The organism is Liquorilactobacillus uvarum DSM 19971 (genome assembly GCF_001434935.1).
GTDB lineage: Bacteria > Bacillota > Bacilli > Lactobacillales > Lactobacillaceae > Liquorilactobacillus > Liquorilactobacillus uvarum.
Window position 1 is genome coordinate 100,983 of sequence record NZ_AZEG01000007.1, and the last position, 23,753, is coordinate 124,735.

Sequence of the window (23,753 nt, forward strand, 5' to 3'; positions counted from 1 at the left end):
ATTTCAACTTTATGTCCTCCAATTATGCAATATACTTCATTTAAACAATTTAATGTGTAATAAATATGGAGAAATATACAAAAAAGGAGTGCTTGAGATAAGCACTCAAAATTGAATTATTTGATGTCAACTACGCCGATAAATTCAACATCACTTATTGCGGTTAAATAAAAACTATCGGTTGATTCTAACACAGCAACTTGACCGCTTTGAATAGTATATTCCTGATCTGGTGTGGTTAACTTTACCTTTCCTTTCAAAGGAATAAGAACTATATTTCCAGGTACTGGATGAAATTCGCCATTATTTGTCACGGTATTTTTCTTTAATTTACGATGACCAATCCGTCTTGGACCACTTTCATAAAGATGTTCATGAACTTCATTGTCATGACTGCCAGTTAATATTTGCATATAATACCTCCAAGCTAATTGACTTTTTTACGTGGTTTTTCAGTGTTGCTGGAATCTTGTTGGGTATGATTTCCGCAGCCATTCATACTACCAGAATTCCCATGCATCATACCTTTATGCATAAATAGCATCATGAGTGGATGTGCTAAAAGAATAAGAGCTATTAGAATCCATTGTGACATAACTTCACTTCCTTTCGTTTTTGATTCTAGAATAAGTATAAAATAGAAGTGTGTCATTTCTATGTTGCAGTGGGTTTATTCATAATTAAAATCTAGAGCGCAAACCGATATTACTGAACACCGCAAGAGAATAAAAACGAACACGAATTTTATCACCAATATCAGGCATTACGCAAGTATATTTATTCAACATGAGCAGAAGAAGACGATAAACTCGATGCTAAGTAATCATGACAACTAAAGACTGTAAATATAAAATAAATTAATTGTTATTTAAAGCATATTATGTATTCACGGCATTCATTTGAACGCCGTGGTTTTTACTATAAACCAGACTTAATTGTCCAGTTTGAACCTGCTTTTTCTAAAATAAGAGAGTACTGTGAATATTGGGTCATATCGGTTTCACTATCGAGGAACTTGACGGTCGCGTCAACTCGAATGTTGTCGCCTTGACGATGGAAGGTGGGATTGACCAGTTCCGCAAAACGGTAGTCTTTATTTAGTGGTTTTGTCCCTCCATCGACATAATATTTCAGTTCATTGGTGGTGCCGCTAGGATAAAGGGTGAAGAAAGTCGTTAGAAATTTAGTGATGCTACTGGTGGTTTCGGCATCAATTGAACTATCTGTTTGAAGCTGTTTTTCTGTTGCTTTGGCCTTAGACGGAGCTGCCGCAATCGTTGGATTAGTCACAATCACCATGTCACCATCTTTATTTTTCATAACATTCAATGAGTAGGCGGACTCGATTGCTTTTGCGGCGTCTTCTTTTTGACTGTTTTTGATCTGCTGATTAACGGTGAATAAGACTTCATTGACTTGATTCTTTTTAGCCTCAACTTTCCAAATTCGAATATCAGACACAGTGGAAGTTGTCGGAATATCTGAACGCAAAGCATCGGCATTCAGGGTCACCAATCCATTTAACATAAATTTACTAAGATCTTTTTGTCGGTTTTCTAATTTTTCCTGGTTAGGTTCCCATGTGTAATAGACTTTGGCAAAGTCGGTGATGAATGCTTCAATCGCGTTGGTATCAGTCAACTTAACTTTCACTACTTCACGTTCATGGACTGTGTGTTTATTGATGGCAGTGAAATTCTTGTACACGCCAAAACTCACACTAGCGATCAAGATCAACCAACAGAACCAAGTAGTTTTTCGCCGGATGCCAACGCGAGGTTGTTTTAACTTGCGGGTTTTTTTTTCTTTCATCGGTTTTGGTTGGCGCTTTGGTGGTCGTTGTCGTTTGACTTTTTTACGCGGCCGCTTGGGACGGGCTTTCTTATGTGAAGCGATCTGATGCTTGGCTGGACGTTCGTTGTATTCATACTGTAGATCGTGTTCACTTTCTCGATCATAGGATGACCGTGGTTCACGTTGTTGTTCAAAGTCGTGGGGTGGGTAACGCTCATCGCGATAATCATCTGGTGGTCGGCGATAGTTGCGTTCGTCCCGTTCCTGTATTCGCTGCGGTGGTCGATCCTCATAATCTTCATGATACTGTGGTCGCGGGCGTTCCGCATAGCGATGATCACGGGGATCTTCGTAGTCGTCGTACTCATAGTCGTAGTCTTCATAATCTTGACGGGCCATGGATTGTTCCTCCTTGTGGATCAGATTTACCATTTAAGTTTAGTGGCGAGATTAGCTACACTATTTTGTTGCAAGATGGCAAGGTGATTATTTTTTTGATAGTTGTGGTCCAGTTCATAACACTGATAAAATTTGGGATAGTCATTGCGAAAGCGGTCAAATAACTGGCGTAGACGGACTTGGGTGTAGCCGCGATAGTCTAGTTCACTATAAAGATCGTATTTGTCATCGTTGGTGAAAAATTCTTCGGCAAGGTGTAGTTCTCGATCTAAAATGTATTGGCGGTCTTCCTCACGAAACTTAGTATTGCCTAACCACTCTTTGACGTTTTGTTCATGTTCTAAAGCTAAACGGAACTCACGACGTTTACCAAATTCAAATTGCGGCAGTTCGGCGACAAAGTAATCAATCGCTTTGACTAGATCATTAACATTCGGTTCATGTTGTTCAAAAAACTTGATGCGTTCCCATTCGGCTGAAGCGTGATCGAGTTGTTTGTTACGTAATAAGCGATTATCGCCGTAATTCAAATCAATCCGACTTTCAACCAAAGTATGATCAATAGCGTTAGTTAACAGGTCCATCCAGTGGTCGTAGCTATAGCCGTTCTCACTTAAGGTCATGGATAATCACCTCATTTCTTGATGCGACCAGCACCAACAAGGTGTGCTTGCCAGTAGGCGGTATTTAAGTTAGCGTAGCCAAGGGGATCGCCAGCATTATACATGCGCATATTACCGACATAGATGCCAACGTGGGTAATGTAATCTGAAGTTGCGTAAGTGCCTTTGAAAAATACTAAGTCACCGGCCTTGGAGTTTTTGATACTGATATGTTGGGTCACATTATATTGCGCTTGGGCGGTACGCGGGAGCTTAATACCAGCCTTGGCGTAAGCCCAACTGGTTAACCCAGAACAATCAAAACCTGTGGTTGGCGTTGAGCCGCCAAAAACATAGGGCGTGCCTTGGTATTTAAGTGCTTCGGTCATTATGGCTTTGACCGTTTTATCACTGAAGTTAGCCACAGTCGGGCTAAGATATTGGCTGACTAAACTTACATAGAACATATTGCCATAAGCGTAGCGCCAACCTTCATCAGAAACTGGATTGGTGTAAGTGACTTTTTTGCCGCCGGCCTTTTCTTTAGCGAAATCACTGGCTATTTGTAGCGAATATTTCTTACCATGCGTAGCCACATAATTAATAAAAGCGCCACCGAAGTTGTAACTTTGAATAGCTGTATTTAAATCAGTTTTGGTTGTTTTCATGGATTTGATTAAACTAGCAAAGTATTTCACGCCTTGTTTGATCGAAGCATCCGGCGATAAACTACTGGGAGCTTGGCCCAGTGATTCACTAGACTGCATGACATCGCTACCTTTACCGCCAGATTCAACTTGCATAATCGCGAGAATCACGGTTACTTGATCAGGAATACCAAACTCCTTGCAATATTTTTCAACGGTACTTTTGTACTTGAGTACTTCTGCGGAAAGGTTCATCGAATCAACCACTAACTCAGTAGAATCGCTACTATCATCGTCATCAGCTGTCATTGCCACTGAAAAGAACAACAAGCTAATGAGTATGATCGGCAAAACGGCTAGGCCTAACCATTTCTTATTCATCATGTTTTTGCCTTGGCTTGACCGGCAATTTACGGTGCATGGTTGTTTTATTGACAACGAGATTCAGTGGCTTGTCAGTTGTCGGTTTGAATTGCCGTTTCTCACCAGTTTTGGGTGCAGTCGTGAATGATTGTTTGGGCCGTGATGTTGGCTTTTCTATTGGTGTTTTAGTATGTGGTAGTTTAGTGGTACTGGGATCGCGTGGCTTTGGTTGCGTGACTGGAGAAACTGCCGACTTTTTCTTGATCGGATCAGAATTAGACGGTTGCCGTGGATTCTTTGGCGGATCAACCACTAATTTACGCCGTTGCATTTCTTCCCGACGTTTTTTAGCGGCCAGTTCGCGTTCTGATTGATTGTCTTGACGCTGATTTTTCAACCCATTTTTGAAATCACCAATACCTTTTTTAGCCGTTTCTTTACCTTGATGTAACCCATATTTTGTATTGGTTGGCAGATCCTTTAACTGTTCTTTGGTGTGTTTCGCAGTTGCGGCCATTTTCTTTTTGGTATCTAATGCAGCACCCACTTTTTTACCAGCACGGGTCATCTTGCTAGTGGTGGCATCGCGTTTATTGGGCTGTGGTCGTTTTGAATTACCTTTACCGGTTGCATCAGTACCAGTTTCAGTCTGCGGCTGTGGACGTGGTTTTAAACCGCGTGCGAGCATACCACCCATTGCGGCGTTGCCCATGACCTGCCGGATCAAACGGCTACTACTGCGGCGCAAGCGACTAGCACCAGCTTGGGAGTCAGAACTTTTAAGCTGCATCATGCCCATTAAATCGCCGAGCTTCATCCAGATGCCGGCAAAGATGACGATTTGGAGAAAGGCGACCAGAAAGAATGGGGTGGTGGTCGATAGCCCATAGATCATGGTGGAAAGGCAGAACGTCAATGTTAGGACAATAGTGACGCCAGCACGCATCATGATCGTATTGAATAGCCGCAAAACAGCCGTTTTCATTAAGCCGTTAAATCCTGGGATCATGGCTAAGAGACAACTGATCGGTAAGAAAATGGCGTAAATAATAAAGAGGATTTGACTAAATAACATCATCGCTGTGAGAAAGAAGACAAAAATGGTGATTGCGATATCGAAGATACACACAAAGGTGGTCACACCTAAACGTTGAATCGTTTTGACCGCTGATAGATTGTCGTTTTCTTTATCTTCAATTTCAGCCTTGACGATCTCTGTTCGATCTTTACCTTTGTTCTTGAACGGATCAGTTTTGACCAGTTTGTTGACGCGATCCTCGCCAACCTCCTTGAGATTAGAATCGCCAAACTGTAATAACGTCCACGGCTGTTTGACTTGAATGTTGAATAACGTTTCACGAATCGCATCAACCCCGTTTTTTGAGGTGGACTGTTTATTTTGCATGATCATTTTAGAACCAGTGTTTAAAGCTGAGGTACTCATATCGGCGGAAAATTGGTTGATCTTGCCAATATAGTCGGGTGAGTAGGCAATGAAGCTTGCCGACAGAATAAAAATCACGATAAAATTGGCTACCGCTGAGATGGCTTTGGAGGATTCACGTTTGATCAGGCCAGTATAGGCGACATACACGCCAAGCACTAATATCAGCAACAAAAGCATACCGGGATAAAAGCCGTCAGCGCTAAAGCCGTTTTTAGAAACCCCGGCGAGTAGTTGCATGTTTTTACCAATGGCATCGGTGGTATCTTTGATGAAATCTAGTGAGTAAGCTTGTTGAATCAGGTAACCCGTGGCGTAGGAGAGGTAGACGGAGATCAGCCACAGAAAATTGGTGATAGCATAAATAGCGTACATGACCGACTTGCCAATGCCGTCACCCCAGTTCCATGGCAACCAATCCCATGATGAATCGACGAAATAATCTAGTTGATAGTTATTGACTGGATATTTGGAAAATTCGTGTTTATTATTGACGGTTTCATCGACTAGGCCTGCTGCGTGGACACTTTGGAGAGAAGTAGCACTCACTAGCACCACGACTAGCACAAAGCCGATCAGTAATAAAAGTCGTTTTTTACGTACCGACATTTACTCACCTCCAGTTATCTGCGCTGGTGGGCGAGTGTCGAAGGCCTTGTATAGATGTTCAAAGATATAATCAAAGTGTAGGACACCGACGTGGCCCCAAATATCTTGAAATAAGCATTCACCATTATCCAGTGAACGTAGGCGGTGTTGATTACTTTCATCTTCGGCACCAAGCCCAAAGAAAGTGAGGGTGTTTTTGATTTCATTAATATCGGTCGAACGAAAGGCAAATTTCATACCGATATTATTTTTCATCTTTTCGTCTAGAAGATCATTAGCGTTTTGCGTGACTAGATAAACCCCAGCATTCATTGAACGGCCTTCACGGATCAACTTCATAGAAAGAGCTTTACCTTGCGCTACATTCAAAAATGCCCAAGCTTCATCGAGATCGACAATTTTAAATTGCGAACGATCGGCATGGATAAAGTCGATGGCGAAAGTCGAGATGATCATCAACATGGCGACGGATAACATTTCCGCGGTGATGTATTCATCTTGCGTTTTGTCCGCATCAGGCAGGACCAAATCGGCAATTTGAATGATATTGATTTTGCGGTCCAAGGCGATCGAACGGCGAGTGGAGCCATCTGAAAAGAGTAAGGCGGCAAAATCATAATCGGTGAACGATTCAATATGATCAGCGATATTGTTGGCAATCGGGGTCCCTTCGCGGCGCAGTTCAGTGATCACTTTCAATAATCCGGGTTGCGGATCAAGGGTGACGTTGCGAATCGCTTTACGTAAAGTCGGAAACCGTTCGGCATCACGACTAGAGATTCCCGTTAAAAAGGTGAGTGTATCGACCGCCAGACTTTCAGAATCTTTTGGATTACTGAGAATGATATAAGGATCAAGTAAACCGCGATTCGCTTCTTCGCTGGTCAGGTTAACGATGTTAATATCGTCTTGCATGAAGTCTAAATTTTTCGCCCAATCAGTTCGTTCCGATTTTGGATCAAGTATCAAAGCTTGTGCGCCATAGAGTACGGCGTAGTAAACGAGTAAGTTATTAGAAAATGATTTACCACCGCCAAGTGAACCAAGGAAAGCGGCCGAAAGAGCATTGGTCACTGTTCCCTTTAAGCCTTGCGCGGCTAAGTCAGGTTTGATGAAAACATTGCGGCCGGTATCCACGTTGTAGCCCACATAAATTCCTTCGCGTTCTCCTAAAGCTTGAGTAGCACCAAAGCCTAATGAGGCAATGAAATCACTAGTCACGTATTGAATGTAGTCATTCATGTAGCGCTTTGAAGCGGGCATGAACTCGCTGTGTAGCCCCAGCATATCGCCGAACGGGCGAACCAATTTAATATTCAATGAATCATAGAAATCGAGGACTTGATCAGCGCGCTTTTTCATTTCATCGTAGCTTTTTCCACTGACGCGAATGACATAGGAAATTTTGTACATCGCGTCTTTAGTTTGATCAAGCTCAGCCTCCAAGTCGTCAACGGAATCAAGGGCATCGGCGACACCGCGAGTGGTTTCGTTATTAGATTCATAGGCGTGGTTATCTAAATCTTTCAATTCTTTCTTTTTGTTACGCACCTTAGTTAGTGCCTTTTTGTTAGTCACAATTTCCACATTCAGTGAGGTATCAATGGGAAAATCGAATTGTTGTTGCTGGAAGTAGAAAATCTCACTACCGGGAAAATCTAATTCACCAACAATATCGGATAAGGCCATATAGGTGACATAGGATTCGGTGAAACCGTGGGTGATGATCAAGTAACGCTGCTTTTGTTCAATCAACGAACGCGTTGGCTTGATCAAGTCATATTTTTTGATTACCGTATCTTGTTCATTTTTTTGTCGTGGCAGGTGGTATTGGTAGTCTTCATAATCTTGCCCTGACATACCGTAAAGATGTTCTAACAAGTAACCAAAGTCATCTTTAATCAACGGTCGAATTTTAAACCGGCGACTGACTTTATCGGCAAGGAAGCGGGCGACTTTACGAAAACGATCAACTTCGCTGTTGTTCATGACCATGAAGTCACCGGTGTATTTTTCATTGAATTCATGAAGAAAATCCTGAATGCCAAGCATGATATCATGCCAAACGCCTTTAGCGGATAACTCGCGGTCGTTTAACAGCAGTTTAAAACCAATAAAAAAACGATAATCAACTTGATTATCGCCAATATTGTCGATCAACGCGGCGGCTTGACCGTCAATATGCGTATCGGCAATACTTTTTAAATTTCCTTTGACCGTGGCTTTGGAACGGCGCATCGTGTCTTTGATACTGGATTCGGTGGCAAGTTGTAAGAGATGCAGTTTACCGTCACGGTTTTGTGAGATCAACTGACGGAAATTTTCGTGGACTTCCGCTTTTTGATCAGGTGAGAGAAAAGAGTAATTATAGGGGACGAGTTCGTAATAGGCGAAGCATTCGCCATCACGATTAAACACTAAATTGTCTTCGATATATTTTATGGGAAACTTCACTGGTTGAACCTCCTTACGTGGGTGATGTGGTCAAGGGCATGGGCTTTAACGGGTTTGACTGGCCGTCCGGAAAACGTGATCTTCTGGGCGGTAAAATAAGTGATCACCGAGCGAAGAAAACCTAGTGGCCGTTTGTTATCAAAAGTCTTTTGACTCATGAACCAAGTAATGGCTGCTGGAATACCGAGATGTTTTAGGAACGCGCCATCAATAAAACTTAGTGGTGGTACATCGCCCAGCAACATGACCAAAAATAGCGCAACGATGAACCAAGTCATTTGCGTGAACGTGACGGGGAATGGTAGATTAACATCATTGATCGCGTAGAGCACTTTTTCCACTGACCAAATGCTGGTGTAACTACGAATCTTTTTCATAAGTGACCTCCTTTCATTGGGGTAAAGAGGACTGATCCATTTGCTAGACCAGTCCCCGGGAAGAATCTTAGTTTGCGTATTCATAAATAGCGCTGTTGGTAACCAAGTAATTACCTTCAATTTCTATATCGCGACCCAGTGCTTCAAAGTCGAGGTAAGCGATGACTTGATCTGGAAGGTCACCGAAAATTGCACCAGATTCCACAGCATCTTGAGCTAGCTCGGCCATATCTGAAACACCCTTATAGATAACGATATCCTCAGCGTTTTCAGCTAGTTCTTCAATATCACGGAACCATTCGCCAATCAAGGCACTAACGTCAGCACCAAAATCATATTCTTCAAGCCGTTCTAAAGCAGCATACTTACGATTGATCTCGTCTATTGAATCAAAGCGATCAATTTCAAAAGGTGCTTCGTAATCATGGATCGCGTACTCTTCACTGTCATTTTTCAATTCCAGCTGTTCGGCAATGGCATCAGGGTATAACGGTGGGGTGAACCATTTACCTGTGGTCTTGCCTTGATTGTAATAACCTAAGTTGACGATAAAAACGCGTACCGTTTCCATTTAGCTACCTCTTTTCTTGCAGTAATTAGGCACCAACAACACGATTGAATAAGTTCAATAGCACATCTTTAACGCCGGCGGTATTAAATACCAGCCCCACAGCGATCAATGCAATGATCAGAAAGCCGATCAGTTTAGAAAATTCACGTTTAAAGCCTAAGAAAACACCGATCACGGCAATTGCCATCAGCACTAAAGACTGGGCGTTGCTAGTGAACCAGTTGAAGAGATTTTGTCCGAAGTTCATAGAAGTTCATCCTTTCATTTAGAAAATATAGTCAGATTAAGATTGTTATGAATAACTCCATTATGGATTGCACGTTTTTTGACAGGGTAACGCACGACCATTCTTAGATGATTTATTTATGTTGATCACTCAATAGTTGAAACCGCGATACAATAGCTTTGATAATCGGTACCGTCACACTATTACCGGCTTGCTTATAAAGTTGTGCGTCAGATAGGCCAGAGTCCTTGGCTTTATAAAATACTTCATCAGGAAAACCTTGTAGGCGCCAGTATTCAAGTGGCGTTAAACGACGGATACGTAATGCTTGATCAACAACTGCTTCACTGCCATCAGTTAGTAAAGTGTGCGCTTTTTTATGAGCAACGCGGCCACGTCGAGTTTGACTAGTGGGATAGGTTAGACTGATGCCATCACCACTATGCGCATTAGTGTAACCACGATGAGTGGCATCTGATACCTTGAGTGATTTTTGTGTTGGTGTGATGATCTTTGTTCTAATGCCAGAGGTTGCAACCAGAGTTGGTGCGATACCATCAGGGTCATAAACGCGTTCATATTGATGCGTCACAGTTGGATTGACTTGAGCTAGTCCTTTAGTAGTCGTTGTTCCATTGTCTGGGATAGGAAATACTTGTCGCTGACGTTTTGTTCTAAGATGTCCGACAATGAATAAACGCTCGCGGTGTTGGGGAACGAGGGCGGCAGAATCGAGAACTGACCATTCAACGTCATACCCCAATTGGTCCAATTCAATTTGCACTCTAAGGAAGTCAAGTCCGCCGTTAATACTAAGAAGGTTTTTAACGTTCTCAATAAATAGAATTGTGGGTCGGCGATTATCGGGTAGCTGCTTAATAAGGTTTGTAACTGTGAAGAACAGACTTGAACGATGGCCTGTGGTGAATCCTCGCAATTTTCCAGCAAGGCTGATGTCTTGGCATGGAAATCCGAAGCACCAAATATCTGCGGTTGGAAGTTCAGTAATTCTAACTGTTGTGATGTCATGGGCAGTCCATTCTCCTTTGATATCAAAAATTGCTTCGTAGCTTTTACGCGAAAATTTATCTATTTCGCAATAGCCAACACAAGTGTGCCCGGCTTGTTCCATCCCAAGCCTAAAACCACCAATGCCAGAAAATAGGTCTAAAAATTTCATGATGATACCTCAAAATTCAAAAATATTTGCGGGAAGATTTAATGGTTAGTAGCGGCCAACCGGTTTTAGCCGAGACCTGATAGAGCAATTGCAATAACTCTTCGCTTTTAATTGGATTACCGTACACGTCTAAAATCGGCGCCGGCCAATGCACAGAAAAACGCCAATCAATATAGCTGGTTGGCGTTAGATACTTATCTAGTTCATGTAATTGTAGAAAATTGGGATCTTCGATAACACCGACCAATTGTAATCGGTAGTAATAAACATTGAAAATATAGTCTTTGATTCCAGCGGGAAAGGTGGCAAGTGGCTTATTCAGTTCCTTGGTCGTTTTCAAAATAATCACCTCCAACTTCACTAATACCAAGGGTTTGTTGTTCAAGTATCGTTTGATGCTTTTGCTTTAATTCGGTGTTCTTGATTATAGCCATCGTGCTGTTATTACCGTTATAGCCGTCAATGTTCAGCAGAACTTTAAGGGTTGGAGCAACTTGCTTTTTTATCCAAGCGCGAGTGCGGCGAAGATCAAAGGGCTCGGGATCAAGGGTCAGTCGTAGTGGCTGCCTACCTTTGCCACAAAAAACTGTCCAGGTTGGATTAAGCGGCCATTTAGCCCGATCTTTATTTTTGCCTCGATTAACAAAACGAATATAGCGAGTAATAATGCCAAAAGCAGTTCGCTCAACATCACGATAGGCAAGTAAATCTTCAATAGCTATCTTGGCGCGATCATTTTTCAAACGTATTTCAAAGCGGTTTTTGATTCCGACCGTTTGATAGTCAGTACCAAACTTATGTTGTTGTTCCGCTTCTTTTTCATAGATACAGAAGTAAATATCACTTTTCATCGAACCAACGTATAAACTCGCACCATGATCTTCGGCTTGTTCATCAGTCATGGCACCAGATTTTAGGCCTTCAAATCGACGCATTACCGAAATACATTCATTTTTCTCACATTTGGTAATGAGTTCAGGAATACTGAGGAGACCAGCGTGATCATTAATAGCTAAATCAATTCGTTTAAAAACGGCTTTAAGTTCTAAACACCTTCGAAAAAAGTCAAACCAAGTTTCATCATTAGCCAATAGGACTCCTTCAAACTCACGGCACCCTTGGCCTTTAAGTTCTAATAGTGTACCAATTTTTTCGGTTGGGGTAGAGGCCATCACTTGGATATTGCTAAAAACATAGCTAGTGGAATAACCATATAATCCCCAGTCATTGAATAGCATGAAATCCATTTTTAGATTGAGCACCTTTTCAATCAAGGTCTCCACATCATGAGTGGGGAAGCGAATACGCACATAATCAAAATTGAGTGTTAATTCTGGATCTTCACCCCAGTGAGCTAATACATAGTCAATTTGCATTTGTAAAGAACTACTTGGACTCCGCGTGCCGTTTTCTAAACGTTGGACGTGTCTCACTGTAATCCCGATGCGTCGAGCTAAAGTTGTTTGCGTGATATTCAGTTGCTTACGCTTAGTCCGTATTTGTTCACGCCAAATCGGCATTGAATCAACTCCTTTCTTTTCAAAATACAAAAAGGCGACCTTACACAAGCTGGTCGTCTTTAGGTAAAGCTATTAAGTTGTAGTTACGGCAACGTTTCTACGCTATTTTCGGCCGTGACGTATCAGTTTTCTACCCCCGTGTTACATACCGGGGGTTGATGCGGCCGGCTTGCGCCGACCGCCGCCTCCGCTCGCGCTTTTCGCGCTGCACAGCACGGCGGGGCGAATCAGTCTAAGGTTATTGTTATATCAAAAAAAGTGTTACAATTTTTACTATATATTATAAAATTAGGTGAGGCGAATGTTATGGCCGAGAAAAAAACATTATTCATTATAGGAAATGGTTTTGATTTAGCACTTGGTATGCAATCAACCTTCAAAGAATTTGGTATTTATCGCCGTAAACAGTTAGAAAATGTTAAACTTTCAGATTGGACAATAATTGATCTTGCTCTGGAGACCCATACCTATGGTGGATGGGGAAAACAAGAACAAAATGACAATTGGGATTGGTGGAACTTTGAAAAATTTTTAAAAGATTCCGTCCTTGATGTAATATATAATCAAGATTTTTTGGGATTAATTTCTGGTAGAGGTATTGAATCCAAAAAGGAAGACGAAGAGAAAATCATTTCAGCAATGGATGAAGTGGGCATTGTATTATCACGTGATGAATTTCTATTAAGAAATACGGATGGTCTGGATGCTGAGCTAGTTGTTAACCTTAATAAATTGTTGGCTATTACTCCTGACAACTTAGATCATGTGAGTAATGGTTATTTTTGGCAATTACTATTGTTGTATCGAGTGAATAAATTTTATACAGAAAAGTCATCTCGATTGGACCTTTTTAATCCGTATTTTTTGCATACTGGTGATGTTAAGACCTCACAGACTATAAAAATGGATAATATCAGTGATCCTGAAAAAGATATGCAAATTCCCGGGATATTTCCTAGTTTTTATTCTCTTCAACCCGTATTAATACGAGACATTAATATTTGGGAATCCGAGTTTTCAAAGTTCATTGCTGAACGCCAAGGAAAACTTCTAAACAGTGGACTTAACTATCAAGATGCATCAAACGCTTTGATGTATTCTGTTCTCAATGAAACCCAGCAAAATCAACAAGTTCAAATACTTAATTTTAACTATTCTCGACCTGCACTGAAGGAATCTAAGAGCCTTTACTGTGGGAATCAACTAAACATACATGGATCAATAGAAAATGAATCGTTGGTCCCAGAAGAAAATTCTGGAATCATTATTGGATTTGATTATCAAGTAATTCTCGACTATCCAGAATTTACAGACTTTATGGCACCATTCACTAAGACCTTTCGTCTATCAGAGTTGAATACTGTTTTATCAAAATGTGTTCCTGATAAGAAAAGAGTTAGGCTTGATTATAACGTTGATAAAATCGTAATCCTAGGTCACAGTTTATCAAAAGCTGACGACTCATATTTTCGAACAATTTTCGATACAGCTGATATATACAATAGTGATGTTATTATAGAGTACTGGTACACGGATTACCCTGGTCGAGATCAGTCACTTTCTATTGAAACTGAAAGCCTCAATAGAATTAATGGTTTATTAACTCGGTATATTAAGACTTCAAGGCAAGAAAATAAAAATAATCTCCTGCATAAGTTATTATTAGAAAATAGGCTCATTCTAAAGGAATATAGCATTGCAGATATTCTAGCAAAGTATGGCAAGCGAAAGAGTCAATGAAAGCCAAAATAATTTATCCGTTTTTTACTCACTATATGTTATAATTTGAGTAGAAAGCGGATTTTTTTGAATTGAGGTGGAATAATGAGCCAACAAGATGAGATCATTGAGTACTTGAACAAAAACGGTGGTCAAATTACATCTAAAACTGCTAATTCAATGGGCATCTCACCTAGAGTGCTGCGCAACATGTATGCTCATGGACAGCTTGAAAGATTAGCACCGGGTGTTTATATTGATCCACTTGAATTTGGTGACGATATTGCTGCGATACAATATAGCCTTTCAAAAGGTGTTTTCTTTAAAGATACGGCATTATTCCTTTATGGAATGATTGATCGAACGCCAAGTACCTATGAGATGAACTTTCCGTTGCCATACGCGTACAGTACAAAAACCGATGCACCAATCAAGATTTATCGACAAAAAAAGGATCTTTATGAAATTGGCATAACAACAACTAAAACTCCCGGTGGACACCTAGTTAAGGTTTACGATGTTGAGCGCACCTTGTGTGATATCCTGCGAACGCGAGATAGGTCTGATGCCGAGACGATTAAACAAGCAATGAATAGTTACGCCCATCGGAAAGAAAAGAATCTCCGCCAATTAATGGCGTACGCAAGAACATTTAAGGTAGAAGAAGAAATTAGAACGTATATGGAGGTCCTACTGTGAAACTTGAATTTACTAACCAGAAGCAATTTTTGGCTAGAATCAGAAAGTTAGCAAAAGAAAGAAAAATCACACCACAAATTATGTTGCAGGAGATTGTTTTGGATGATCTAATTGATAGAATCTCTAATTCGCCTTACCAAAAAAATCTTGTACTAAAAGGTGGCTTCTTGATTGCATCACTAATTGGTAACGACACTCGCTCAACACGGGATATTGATACCTCAATTGTTGGTTTACCAGTGACGGAAGATAAAATGAAAAGTGTGTTTCAAGAAATCTGTGACATTGAATTACCAGAAGATATAATCAAACTATCAATTGTAAGGATTGGCGAAATTAGGGAAGATGATGAGTATTCTGGTTACCGGATTCATATCCGTGCACAAATCTATACCACACGAGTTGATGTTAAGATTGATATATCAACTGGAGATGTGATTACTGAGCGCGCCATCCAGTATGGACACAAAATGATACTTGAGGATCGGACTGTCCAAGTTATGGCGTACACAGTTGAAACCATCATTGCCGAAAAGTTGGAGACGATTGTTAGCCGGGCTGATGCTAATACACGATTGAAGGATTTTTACGATTTATTTTTGCTCGATCATCAGGATAAGACTGAAATAAAGTTTGACGTATTAAAAAAGGCAATACAAGCAACTTCTGCAAAAAGAGAAACAACTAATCAATTAGGTACCTATATTTCAACATTAACAGCTCTTAAAACAAGTCCAAGTCTTCAAAGATTATGGATTGCTTATCAAAAGCCCAATGAATATGCGCACGGGATTGAGTTTGGAGCTACGTGTAATGCAGCGATTGATTTAGTCCGTAAATCAGGTATGGAGTAACATAAATAACTACCTGAATAAGCGATTACAGTGTTTTGTTATTGCTCTGGTAGGCAGCATCGATCTCACCCAGAAAATCATAGCCCTTCGGTACCAGTGGTGTGTAAAACTCACTAATAACGCTAATACCAGTATCAACGTAACCACGACCTTTGATGGGTTTTAAGAAGAAATCTTTATCGGTTTCACCAAACATCATGGTATAACCAAGGTCCGACATTCGACCAAGTGCTGCTCGGAACATAAACTGATCACGAATACCATCACCTAAATATTTTGCGTCAGGGCGCTGGCAGGCCAAGATAAGAAAGAATCCTGATTGACGGCCAAGCATGACAATTTGTTTAAGCTTACTCATGACTTGTACAGCTTCACGTCCGATCATATCCATGAAAGCCACATACTCATCAAAGACTAGAAAATGGGCGGGAAGTCCAAGCGCGGCATAGTTATTGCCTGTTTGGTAACCGGCCATTTTTTTCATCTCTTTATTACGTTCCATCATTTCTTGGTAAAACTGAGCTACGGCGGCAATCATATCGTCTTGTTCATAGTGAACATCTGGAATAACATCGGTCAAATCGGCTAGGTCGGAATTTTTTGGATCAAGAATGGTCAACTGATTACCATCGCGAATCAATGCTTGGATCAATGTGAGAATAAAATAGGTTTTTCCACCACCAGTGCCGCCAGCGATTAGCATATGGGGCAAAACATCGTATTCCCAAGCAACATTATTCATAAGGTTGACGGCGCCTTTTTGACATTTCACATGTTCAATCGAAATTCGATTACCAATCGTATCATAGAGTAGCGTGTACTCTACAAATGAATCATGGAGGATTTTATCAACGATTTCACAGTATAAGCCGGATTCAAGTTTCTTTTCCAAATGGATCAGTTGATCTTGGTAAGGACTCATTACAATTTCCACCTGCACATGGATCAGACCATTTTTCAAACGATAGTAAACTCGTGGAAACCGTGAGATTCGTTCTTTTGAACCCCCTAAATCTAAGTCTTTAAAAAAGCCATCATTTTTCCTTGTCTCACTCTCATACCAGTTATTCGTCATGAACATTCGCGCAATTTTTTGTCGATGTATCAATTTGCGGTATTGGTCGGGAAATCTGATTAATATCAGTAAGATGATTATTAATGAAACCAGAAATGTAATGATGGAACTGATAATCAATCCGCTAAACGACCAAGGGAGGCTATGAATTGTTGGCCATGAAACGGTTTTGAGGTTGATTTTAGACAGTAACGGCAGATAAAAGAAAATAGTCAATGGTAGCAAGATGAATAGAATCATACTTAGCAATGTTTGAAAAACTAGGTTCTGATCACGTGGATGGATTTGAGTGCCGCGATAGTGAAAAATTGCTTTCAAATTATCACCTCATTTCAATTATTTTAGAATCAACTAGGCGGCATCAGCTACGCCAATATAAATCATTGTTAGACCCTCTTCGGTCTGCATACTCTTGAAGGTAAATTCTTTAGCAACACCATCTTTAGTCACTTCCGATAGAGCTGTTAAACTAAAACCAGAATCAGGCGATTCAATCGCAATTTCATGAGCTTCCTGAAGTTTTCTCTCAGCTTCGTTAACAGAGCTTTCTTTGATATTGGCTACAAAATCGTCCATAAAGCCGATTTCATTAATACAGACAAGTACATTCATAAAAAATCTCCTAACTTCTTTTTTGTGATGACCAGGGAACACTTAAACCGCCATAGAGACGGTGGGGAGCGCTGGGATGAGAACTTCCGATGGTTATTTTTTGTCATTTGTATTTTTCTCCGTGGTTACTGAACCAGTTTTAGATTGGTTATTTTTGACTGATACAATATCAGATGCTTTGAGATACCAAGAAACAGTTACACCTCGGAAATCCGCATTGGCGACAGTGTCGATCTCAGGATTAACTAGTTCTATTTCTTGATCATATTCAAAATTCTTAGTCCCAGCTTCGGCCGGAATGGAGACTTGAACCATCTGACCTTGTACTGTACTTTTTAGATCAAAGGTACGTGAGCGAACATTAGTTGTTTGGTTGCCTTCATCGTCTTCGATAAATCTTTCACGGCGTTGGGCGGAGAATAATAATTTACCGAACGTTTTTGGTGTGTCTAGCTTAATGCCTTCTGGTAATCGCATATAGGGTTCCTTCTTTCTTTAATTTTGATAAGTGGCTAAATCTTGACGAAATCATCAGCCATGCAGGTGTAATTTACAAATGCTGCTTCGGCAATCCGATAACCAACTGCGGCGATTCGTGGATTAATTAATCGAACCCGATCAAATGGTTCGAGCGTGTCATTTTTTTCACCGGCTGCCACTGGGATCGTCACTTGAATGTTGTCGGCACGTTGAACATTGGAGTAAAGGTCATAAGTGCGCGAAACAACTTTACGATTGGCACCGGAGCCTTCGCGAGTTTCGCTAAAATTACCGGCAAAGGTGAGTTGACCGAAAGTTTCACGTACTTCGGGAATTACATATTTAAGATCCATAATTGGGTCCTCGCTTTCTTTTCTTGAATTTTAGGCAAACTAAAAGTCAGATAATTTAACTATCTGACTTGGAATGTGCATAATATTCGATGACTTGGTTGAGTAAATATTGATATAGATCAGTATTGAGGGGATAGATAAGCCGCTGATTGCGAACTTGGGGGAAGTTTAAGAACAGACGATGGTGTCCTTGAATGAGTTGTACTTGGTTGATGATCAGACTATGGTTCAGAATGAGTTCACCTTCAAGCAAAACATTCGGTTTACCACTGGATGACATTTTAATGGAAGATACGTAAATCATTTGACCTCCTAAATATGAAAATTGGGTATTTATTGAAACCTAATCCAGAAGTACACCACGATAACTCAGAAAAGGGTTGTTACCATTAATAAAACCTGAGTTGAACAAAAAGGTAATATAGGCGCCTAATTTACATTCATCTTTTGAAATTTCAAACCTAATTGACGTTTCTAGATTAGCTTGCGCCTCTTGCAGTACATCTTTTAAAATTTCATCTTCTGTTGGTGAGGTAGGGAACATTGGATTGATCAATTCTCTAAAGTCATGATGAAATTCGGATAAATTAAAAACAGAATCAATTTTTTCTTTTGGCATACGATCACTCTTTCCGATGGGAGAGACTATTCATTGTTCCAGTTATCATCTTCATCTTCATCGTCATAAAAATCCGCATTAGTTTTTCTTGAATGATGAATCCACCAGACAATTAAGCTAGTGATTAATAGTAGAATCACGCCAATAACGCTTAACAATTGATTACGTTCTTCACCAGTTTGTGGTAGGTGAATTAGTGGCGTATCGACCGCTTCATCTTTCATTTGCGCCTTGACGATTTCACCATCTTTAGTGATTTCAAAATCGACAGGTGTTTCATTGATCTTGTAACCTTTTGGTGCGTCATACTCCACAAATTGGTATTTGCCAGCAGGCAGGTTGGCAAAACTGAAAATACCCTTGTCATTAGTCCGACCTGATACAACTGTTTTGCCATCTTGATCGAGAACTTTAATACCAGTGTTTGGCAAGACTTTACCATTGCTGACATCAGTCTTGGTTAATTCACCAGTACCCTTGATCAAATTATTTTTCAGTGTGAAACTAATTTCTGGTTTTTTGGTGGTTTCTTTAGTTTCAGTTGTTGCTTTTTCGTCTGCCTGTTTTTTATCCTGACTAATTAATTGACCTTTAGCATCATAGACAGTGATACCAGTTTTGGTTGAAACAATTTTAGTTAAGTCCTTAGTCAAAACAAGATTGGTCGCGGAAGGAGTCTTTTCCCGTAAATAGAAGGTGCCAACCGGTACATTCTTGAAGGCACCAATCGACTTGTCATCAATTGTAGTGGTTTGAATGACTTTCTTATCCTTATCTAGTAATTCAAACACCGCACCCTTGGCGTTGCCATCAAAAGTGAATTGATAACCTTTATCTTCAACTAACTTAGCGGTCTCGTTGATTTTCTTAAAGGTAAATTCGTTGAAGTGTAGTTTATTTAGAATTGGGGCGTCCTTATCATCATTGATCGTGAAATTTTTAGTCGCGGTGTTGTCAGTTGCCTTAAATTCAAAATCATAAGTTTGGTCATCAAGCTGATAAGCTTCACCGGCATCTAGTTCTTGCGCATAATAGCTATCTTCAGGCAATTGAATGTCGGCAAAGGTTGCTTTACCATCTTTGACGATCGCAGTTGCGACTAATGCCTTTGCCGGAACCTTGATGTCGCTATTGGTGTAGCCAGCTTTACTGAACAGTCCGAAGACTTGACCATTAGCAGCTTTATTTTCAAGCGTGGGTTTGTTTTTATCCCAACTCTTGATTTGTTCAGCTTGCTTGTTAACCACCACGTTTAATTTCTGAAAATCGTTAGTCGCTTTGAGAGAAGTTGAAGTCACTTCAACATTTTGACCAGCGTATTTTAATTCAAAATCAATTGGCTTGTCATTGAGAATAAAGCCATTTGGTGCGGCAACTTCTTTAACTGAGTATTTACCGAGATAAAGTTGTGGGGTTTTGATTTGTCCGTTAGCATCAGTCGTAGCCGTGGCGACAATCTCACCCTTTTTGGCGTGGACAGTACCATCAGCGGTGGTGATATTTTTACTGGCAGTAAATTCAAACTTGGCACCGGCCAGTGGGGTGTAGTCATAGTTAAAACCGTATTGTTCGCCGTACTTGGTTGACTGTTTAGTTACCTCAACAGGCGTGGCACCAGTTTTATGCAAAGTGACAATACCTTTTTGCGACTTATCCGTAAATTTGACGGTCACAATACCATCACTATCTTTGCCAGTGATCGAAAATTTAGCTGGGTCTTTGGCAAGAACATAGCCTAATGGTGCTTGTGTTTCGACTAATTCATATTGACCATAGGGGAGTGCCTCAGTTGTGGTCAAGTAGCCCTCTTCATTAGTCATAAAAGTGTCTGTTGTCCCGTCATGATTGAGATTAGGCATGGAAACATATTTACCAGTTTGTAGTGATTTAATTTTAAAGCCAGCGTTGGCACGCGGAATTGTTTTGCCGGATTCGGCGTCAGCTTTGACTACTTTCAAACGTTCTTCCAATACATTATTGACGACTGAATAATGATGGGTCTCGTTTTGTTGATGAATCGTGACTTTGAATGGATCGGCGGTTTTATAGCCTTCTGGTGTTTTTGTTTCCGTCACGGTATAAGTGTCATAGGGTAGATCAGTAAATTTGAGATAACCTTCTTTATCGGTTGTACCCGTTGTGACGACCTTATTTGTTGTGTTGCTAGTGACTGTAAACTCAACATTAGCCAGTGGATTAGACTTGTTTTCTTTACCAGTTAAATGGCTAGAAAGTGCGGTGTGCCAATCATAGTTACCAATCTTGATTAAGTCGAAGCCACCAGTAATGACTTGTTCTTTAACGGTTGTTGATACGGTGGCTGTTTTCGCATTTTGCCCAGCGTAGGTCAGTTTGAATGCATGTTTTTCTGTATCTTTAATGTAGCCAGTTGGCGCTGCTTTTTCGAGCCAGTAGTAGTCGTCTAACTTTAGATTGGCGACACTTGCTTGATTGTTTTTAATCGTAACGGTATCAACTAGTTCATCATTTGAAGCTCGATGTAGTTCATAGACAGCACCATCAAGTGATGCAGCGCCTTGTGGCGTTTTACCAGTTTTAGTATCTTCCTTGATCAAAGTGGCAGTACCGAATTGTTCATCATCGGTCGCTTTAACCGAAGTAGCAGTGACCGCGACATTTTGACCAGCATATTTCAACTCAAAAGGTACCTTCTCGTTGTTAAGAATATAACCGGCCGGAGCTTTTTCTTCAACGGCGTAGTAGTTACCGAGTTTTAGATTTTGTAGCGCACCTTTACCAGTACTATCGGTAGTGATCGTTCCAACTTTTTTACCATCGGTTGAATAGATGCCATACATGGCGCCATTTAATGAATAGTATTTGTTAAACATATTGGTGCCAAATTGGCGGCCAATCTTCGTTAGATTTACATTACCAAGTTGTTCTTTGTTGCCAAGAACGACTTCGATTGTTTGATTAGGTGCGATCGTGGCCGTCTTGATTTCACCTTTATTAACGTAGCCATTAGGTGCGGTTACTTCTGAAACTTTGACTTGGGTACCGGCCTTGATGTCGTTTAAAGCGGCGTAACCATCAGTGCCAGTGGTAACTTCTTTGGTTTGACCATTGTACTCAAATTTGAGTTTCGCACCTGGCAGAGCCTTGTTGGTATCAGCGTCAACTTTTTTAGCTTTCAAATTACCATTCAGATTTACCTTAATGTTTAGATCAAAGTTATTTCCGTTTGGCAGTTTGAAATAGGCAATTTTTTGTTGATTACCTTTACCATAAAGGAGGGAAGTACCAATATTAGCAGCCTTAGCTTTAGCAAAGGAAATCTTACCAGATTCCTTGGAATTAGCTGTGGCAGTCAAAGTCAATTTATTGCCAGCTTTTGTGATGTTCAAATTAGCGGTATTAGCAGTTTGTTCAATATATGAAGCCAAAGTGCCATTAGTGTCGGTTAAAGTGATTGAATCACCAACGTTTAAGGTAATATTTTGATCATTGAACGATGGCTTGGTGTTGAACGCTGCAACTTTTGCCAGCACAGCCGCTTTTTTATTTTGATAATCTGGATAGTCGGTGGTCAATAGTTCATTACCTAAGGCTTCCCAGATCATAATTTGTGCTAGACCATAATTGGCGTCAGTTGGATTTTGTTGATAAGCAAAATACGCAATTTCGGCTAGCTTGTCTTTCTCAGCCGCCGAATAATCAGTTGGTGTCCAACCTGAACCAGAATTTTCAATATCGATCCCGTGTTCAACACAGAAAGTGATTTGGCCATCAACAACTTTTTTGTAAATACCGGTGTCAGTCCAATGAAGACCATTCAATAGACTGAGATGCCAAGTTGATACCCAGTCGCCAGCTTTAATGTTGGTCATGTCAGCGGCAAAAGCACTTGTGATTGGGGTCATAAAAATTGAAGTGAACAAGGTCAGCAGGGCTAACCAGACAGAAACTTTACGGGTTGCTGTTTGCAAGTAGATTACCTCCATTTTGATCAAATAGATTTAGCCAGCAGTGAAAAATATTGAACTAAAAAATGGGTACAAAAAAGGTAGACCAATATATAAATCGGACTACCCGTAACTGTGGTTTTGAAGTTTAGATTTCTCAATACTACTGGCACTAAAATGGCACATCGCATTTGATTTTTTAGTTTTTTATTGCTATTAGTTGTTTCGATAAACGCCTTAAACACGCTGATTCATCCTGATACTGTTAAGGTGAAGTATAGAGTGGGAATAAAGGTTATATAGAATTTGAATGGGGAATCCCTTTATTTTAGGACTTTGGCGGAGTACATCCAACTTAAAAAGACAAAAAACAATATGGTTGTTTGCCAAAAGTTTACCAAGTAAAATAATTATTGTGTGTTTGGCAAATGAAATAAGTTTCGATAAGGTAATAATAATTACCTTATTTTTTTGTATTAAAGTTTATGTTAAAATTAGCCCGAACCTATTTTTATTAAAGAAGGGATTTAATGATTAGCGAAGGCGAAAGAATAATTAAAACTTCTATATTTCTACATAAAGAAAGTGTTGAATCTTTTGACGACTGTCTTAAAGAACAAATGCCCCAAAAAAATATTTATGAATTAAAGAAAAGTGTAGGTCTTGAAGGTAAAATCTATGTAAGTGAGTTAACACAGGGTTTACCAGATTGGTGCAATTTAGTTAACAAATTAGCAGTTCAAAAAATTGAATTTTCTAAAAATGCTTCGAACAAAGCAGTTATAGTTATGAAATATAAAGACAGGTTTTTTAGTATAACATATGGTTATGGTCGTTCCTTGTTAAAGGAATCATCTATTGAAAGAAATTTTGGATTGAAAGTTGCAGCTAATTTAGTTAGTACGGAAAAATTAAAAAGTTTAAATTCTATAAAAATCGAAGAAACATTGGTTGAGACACAAAAACAGGCTTCTGAGTATACTACTCAGGATCAATTTCAATTGAACAAAAGCAGTGAATTACTGAAATCAATAGCGGGTTCTCCAAAAGATGAAAAAATTGCAAGATTTTTATTGGGAACAGATTGTTTAGTTTCAGTCAGAAAAATGAAAATAGAAAATATAAAGGAAAATATAATTTTTTATTATGACAAATACAAAAAAAATGACTATAGGTAGATTGCAAATTTAATCCGAATTTTTGGACAAATTTGTCAGCATAACCTGATAC

At 40.0% G+C, this 23,753-nt stretch carries 24 protein-coding genes; 4 read left to right on the forward strand and 20 right to left on the reverse strand.

Annotated features, from left to right (window positions below):
- Window positions 1-116: 116 nt before the first annotated feature.
- From FD20_RS05190 to FD20_RS05245, 13 genes are all read right to left on the reverse strand, one after another.
- Window positions 117-413: a hypothetical protein gene (locus FD20_RS05190; protein ID WP_041094402.1), complete on the reverse strand. Its 297-nt coding sequence runs from the start codon at window positions 411-413 to the stop codon at window positions 117-119.
- A gap of 14 nt (window positions 414-427) precedes the next feature.
- Window positions 428-595: a DUF2933 domain-containing protein gene (locus FD20_RS13535; protein WP_162182092.1), complete on the reverse strand. Its 168-nt coding sequence runs from the start codon at window positions 593-595 to the stop codon at window positions 428-430.
- Between the two features lie 323 nt (window positions 596-918).
- Entirely contained in the window at window positions 919-2,193 is a 1,275-nt protein-coding gene (locus FD20_RS05195; protein WP_057736516.1) for a conjugal transfer protein, read from the reverse strand.
- Between the two features lie 26 nt (window positions 2,194-2,219).
- The gene (locus tag FD20_RS05200) at window positions 2,220-2,777 is read right to left on the reverse strand and encodes a hypothetical protein (protein WP_235807715.1); all 558 of its coding nucleotides are present in this window, start codon (window positions 2,775-2,777) and stop codon (window positions 2,220-2,222) included.
- Between the two features lie 50 nt (window positions 2,778-2,827).
- Window positions 2,828-3,823, reverse strand: coding sequence for a bifunctional lytic transglycosylase/C40 family peptidase (locus tag FD20_RS05205; protein ID WP_010581392.1), 996 nt, complete (start codon window positions 3,821-3,823; stop codon window positions 2,828-2,830).
- The gene (locus tag FD20_RS05210; RefSeq protein ID WP_057736517.1) at window positions 3,816-5,858 is read right to left on the reverse strand and encodes a CD3337/EF1877 family mobilome membrane protein; all 2,043 of its coding nucleotides are present in this window, start codon (window positions 5,856-5,858) and stop codon (window positions 3,816-3,818) included. Before FD20_RS05210 ends, FD20_RS05205 begins: the two co-directional genes overlap by 8 nt.
- Complete coding sequence (gene tcpF / locus FD20_RS05215; RefSeq protein WP_057736518.1) at window positions 5,859-8,312, reverse strand: conjugal transfer ATPase TcpF; 2,454 nt, start codon at window positions 8,310-8,312, stop codon at window positions 5,859-5,861. It abuts the gene before it with no gap.
- Entirely contained in the window at window positions 8,309-8,689 is a 381-nt protein-coding gene (locus tag FD20_RS05220; protein ID WP_010581389.1) for a conjugal transfer protein, read from the reverse strand. Before FD20_RS05220 ends, tcpF begins: the two co-directional genes overlap by 4 nt.
- A 67-nt stretch (window positions 8,690-8,756) precedes the next feature.
- Window positions 8,757-9,260 carry an antirestriction protein ArdA gene (locus FD20_RS05225; protein WP_010581070.1) on the reverse strand — a complete coding sequence of 168 codons (504 nt, stop codon included), beginning with the start codon at window positions 9,258-9,260 and terminating at the stop codon, window positions 8,757-8,759.
- A gap of 25 nt (window positions 9,261-9,285) precedes the next feature.
- Entirely contained in the window at window positions 9,286-9,507 is a 222-nt protein-coding gene (locus tag FD20_RS05230; RefSeq protein WP_003678268.1) for a hypothetical protein, read from the reverse strand.
- A gap of 112 nt (window positions 9,508-9,619) precedes the next feature.
- A complete protein-coding gene (locus FD20_RS05235; RefSeq protein WP_057736519.1) occupies window positions 9,620-10,666 on the reverse strand; it encodes a DNA cytosine methyltransferase in 1,047 nt (348 codons plus the stop codon).
- A gap of 16 nt (window positions 10,667-10,682) precedes the next feature.
- Window positions 10,683-11,006 (reverse strand): hypothetical protein, encoded by a 324-nt coding sequence (locus FD20_RS05240; protein WP_010581072.1) that lies wholly within the window; start codon window positions 11,004-11,006, stop codon window positions 10,683-10,685.
- A complete protein-coding gene (locus FD20_RS05245) occupies window positions 10,981-12,186 on the reverse strand; it encodes a replication initiation factor domain-containing protein (RefSeq protein WP_057736520.1) in 1,206 nt (401 codons plus the stop codon). Before FD20_RS05245 ends, FD20_RS05240 begins: the two co-directional genes overlap by 26 nt.
- A gap of 306 nt (window positions 12,187-12,492) precedes the next feature.
- On the opposite strand from FD20_RS05245, the gene FD20_RS05250 reads away from it, so the two are divergent.
- The 3 genes from FD20_RS05250 (at window position 12,493) to FD20_RS05260 (ending at window position 15,458) form a co-directional block, all read left to right on the forward strand.
- Window positions 12,493-13,926, forward strand: a complete 1,434-nt coding sequence (locus FD20_RS05250; protein WP_057736521.1) for an AbiH family protein — start codon at window positions 12,493-12,495, stop codon at window positions 13,924-13,926.
- An 84-nt stretch (window positions 13,927-14,010) separates the two neighbouring features.
- Complete coding sequence (locus FD20_RS05255) at window positions 14,011-14,604, forward strand: type IV toxin-antitoxin system AbiEi family antitoxin domain-containing protein (RefSeq protein WP_010581075.1); 594 nt, start codon at window positions 14,011-14,013, stop codon at window positions 14,602-14,604.
- On the forward strand, window positions 14,601-15,458 hold the full coding sequence (locus FD20_RS05260) for a nucleotidyl transferase AbiEii/AbiGii toxin family protein (RefSeq protein ID WP_010581076.1): 858 nt from the start codon (window positions 14,601-14,603) through the stop codon (window positions 15,456-15,458). The genes FD20_RS05255 and FD20_RS05260 overlap by 4 nt, the downstream gene beginning before the upstream one ends.
- Window positions 15,459-15,483: 25 nt before the next feature.
- On the opposite strand, the gene FD20_RS05265 is transcribed toward FD20_RS05260, so the two are convergent.
- The 7 genes from FD20_RS05265 to FD20_RS05295 all read right to left on the reverse strand — a co-directional run bounded on the left by FD20_RS05265 (window position 15,484) and on the right by FD20_RS05295 (window position 22,547).
- Window positions 15,484-16,851, reverse strand: coding sequence for an FtsK/SpoIIIE domain-containing protein (locus tag FD20_RS05265; RefSeq protein ID WP_010581077.1), 1,368 nt, complete (start codon window positions 16,849-16,851; stop codon window positions 15,484-15,486).
- A 33-nt stretch (window positions 16,852-16,884) separates the two neighbouring features.
- Entirely contained in the window at window positions 16,885-17,145 is a 261-nt protein-coding gene (locus tag FD20_RS05270; protein WP_010581078.1) for a hypothetical protein, read from the reverse strand.
- Between the two features lie 93 nt (window positions 17,146-17,238).
- On the reverse strand, window positions 17,239-17,622 hold the full coding sequence (locus FD20_RS05275) for a YdcP family protein (protein ID WP_010581079.1): 384 nt from the start codon (window positions 17,620-17,622) through the stop codon (window positions 17,239-17,241).
- A gap of 35 nt (window positions 17,623-17,657) precedes the next feature.
- Window positions 17,658-17,978, reverse strand: coding sequence for a DUF961 family protein (locus tag FD20_RS05280; protein ID WP_010581080.1), 321 nt, complete (start codon window positions 17,976-17,978; stop codon window positions 17,658-17,660).
- 55 nt (window positions 17,979-18,033) lie between these two features.
- The gene (locus FD20_RS13540) at window positions 18,034-18,282 is read right to left on the reverse strand and encodes a hypothetical protein (protein WP_010581081.1); all 249 of its coding nucleotides are present in this window, start codon (window positions 18,280-18,282) and stop codon (window positions 18,034-18,036) included.
- A gap of 39 nt (window positions 18,283-18,321) precedes the next feature.
- On the reverse strand, window positions 18,322-18,597 hold the full coding sequence (locus FD20_RS05290; RefSeq protein WP_010581082.1) for a hypothetical protein: 276 nt from the start codon (window positions 18,595-18,597) through the stop codon (window positions 18,322-18,324).
- 26 nt (window positions 18,598-18,623) lie between these two features.
- Complete coding sequence (locus FD20_RS05295) at window positions 18,624-22,547, reverse strand: LPXTG cell wall anchor domain-containing protein (protein ID WP_083489045.1); 3,924 nt, start codon at window positions 22,545-22,547, stop codon at window positions 18,624-18,626.
- A 506-nt stretch (window positions 22,548-23,053) separates the two neighbouring features.
- Here FD20_RS05295 and FD20_RS05300 point away from each other — a divergent pair.
- The gene (locus FD20_RS05300; RefSeq protein WP_057736522.1) at window positions 23,054-23,701 is read left to right on the forward strand and encodes a TIGR04141 family sporadically distributed protein; all 648 of its coding nucleotides are present in this window, start codon (window positions 23,054-23,056) and stop codon (window positions 23,699-23,701) included.
- Window positions 23,702-23,753: the final 52 nt, after the last annotated feature.

Bases quoted from the DNA above. Each gene is read 5' to 3' on its own strand.
- FD20_RS05210 (WP_057736517.1), bottom strand. From the start codon at position 5,858: ATGTCGGTACGTAAAAAACGACTTTTATTACTGATCGGCTTTGTGCTA.
- FD20_RS05250 (WP_057736521.1), top strand. From the start codon at position 12,493: ATGGCCGAGAAAAAAACATTATTCATTATAGGAAATGGTTTTGATTTA.
- FD20_RS05205 (WP_010581392.1), bottom strand. From the start codon at position 3,823: ATGAATAAGAAATGGTTAGGCCTAGCCGTTTTGCCGATCATACTCATT.
- FD20_RS13535 (WP_162182092.1), bottom strand. From the start codon at position 595: ATGTCACAATGGATTCTAATAGCTCTTATTCTTTTAGCACATCCACTC.
- FD20_RS05300 (WP_057736522.1), top strand. From the start codon at position 23,054: ATGATTAGCGAAGGCGAAAGAATAATTAAAACTTCTATATTTCTACAT.
- FD20_RS05280 (WP_010581080.1), bottom strand. From the start codon at position 17,978: ATGGATCTTAAATATGTAATTCCCGAAGTACGTGAAACTTTCGGTCAA.
- FD20_RS05195 (WP_057736516.1), bottom strand. From the start codon at position 2,193: ATGGCCCGTCAAGATTATGAAGACTACGACTATGAGTACGACGACTAC.
- FD20_RS05235 (WP_057736519.1), bottom strand. From the start codon at position 10,666: ATGAAATTTTTAGACCTATTTTCTGGCATTGGTGGTTTTAGGCTTGGG.
- FD20_RS13540 (WP_010581081.1), bottom strand. From the start codon at position 18,282: ATGATTTACGTATCTTCCATTAAAATGTCATCCAGTGGTAAACCGAAT.
- FD20_RS05230 (WP_003678268.1), bottom strand. From the start codon at position 9,507: ATGAACTTCGGACAAAATCTCTTCAACTGGTTCACTAGCAACGCCCAG.
- FD20_RS05255 (WP_010581075.1), top strand. From the start codon at position 14,011: ATGAGCCAACAAGATGAGATCATTGAGTACTTGAACAAAAACGGTGGT.
- FD20_RS05200 (WP_235807715.1), bottom strand. From the start codon at position 2,777: ATGGACCTGTTAACTAACGCTATTGATCATACTTTGGTTGAAAGTCGG.
- FD20_RS05270 (WP_010581078.1), bottom strand. From the start codon at position 17,145: ATGAATGTACTTGTCTGTATTAATGAAATCGGCTTTATGGACGATTTT.
- FD20_RS05225 (WP_010581070.1), bottom strand. From the start codon at position 9,260: ATGGAAACGGTACGCGTTTTTATCGTCAACTTAGGTTATTACAATCAA.
- FD20_RS05275 (WP_010581079.1), bottom strand. From the start codon at position 17,622: ATGCGATTACCAGAAGGCATTAAGCTAGACACACCAAAAACGTTCGGT.
- FD20_RS05220 (WP_010581389.1), bottom strand. From the start codon at position 8,689: ATGAAAAAGATTCGTAGTTACACCAGCATTTGGTCAGTGGAAAAAGTG.
- FD20_RS05290 (WP_010581082.1), bottom strand. From the start codon at position 18,597: ATGCCAAAAGAAAAAATTGATTCTGTTTTTAATTTATCCGAATTTCAT.
- FD20_RS05190 (WP_041094402.1), bottom strand. From the start codon at position 413: ATGCAAATATTAACTGGCAGTCATGACAATGAAGTTCATGAACATCTT.
- FD20_RS05245 (WP_057736520.1), bottom strand. From the start codon at position 12,186: ATGCCGATTTGGCGTGAACAAATACGGACTAAGCGTAAGCAACTGAAT.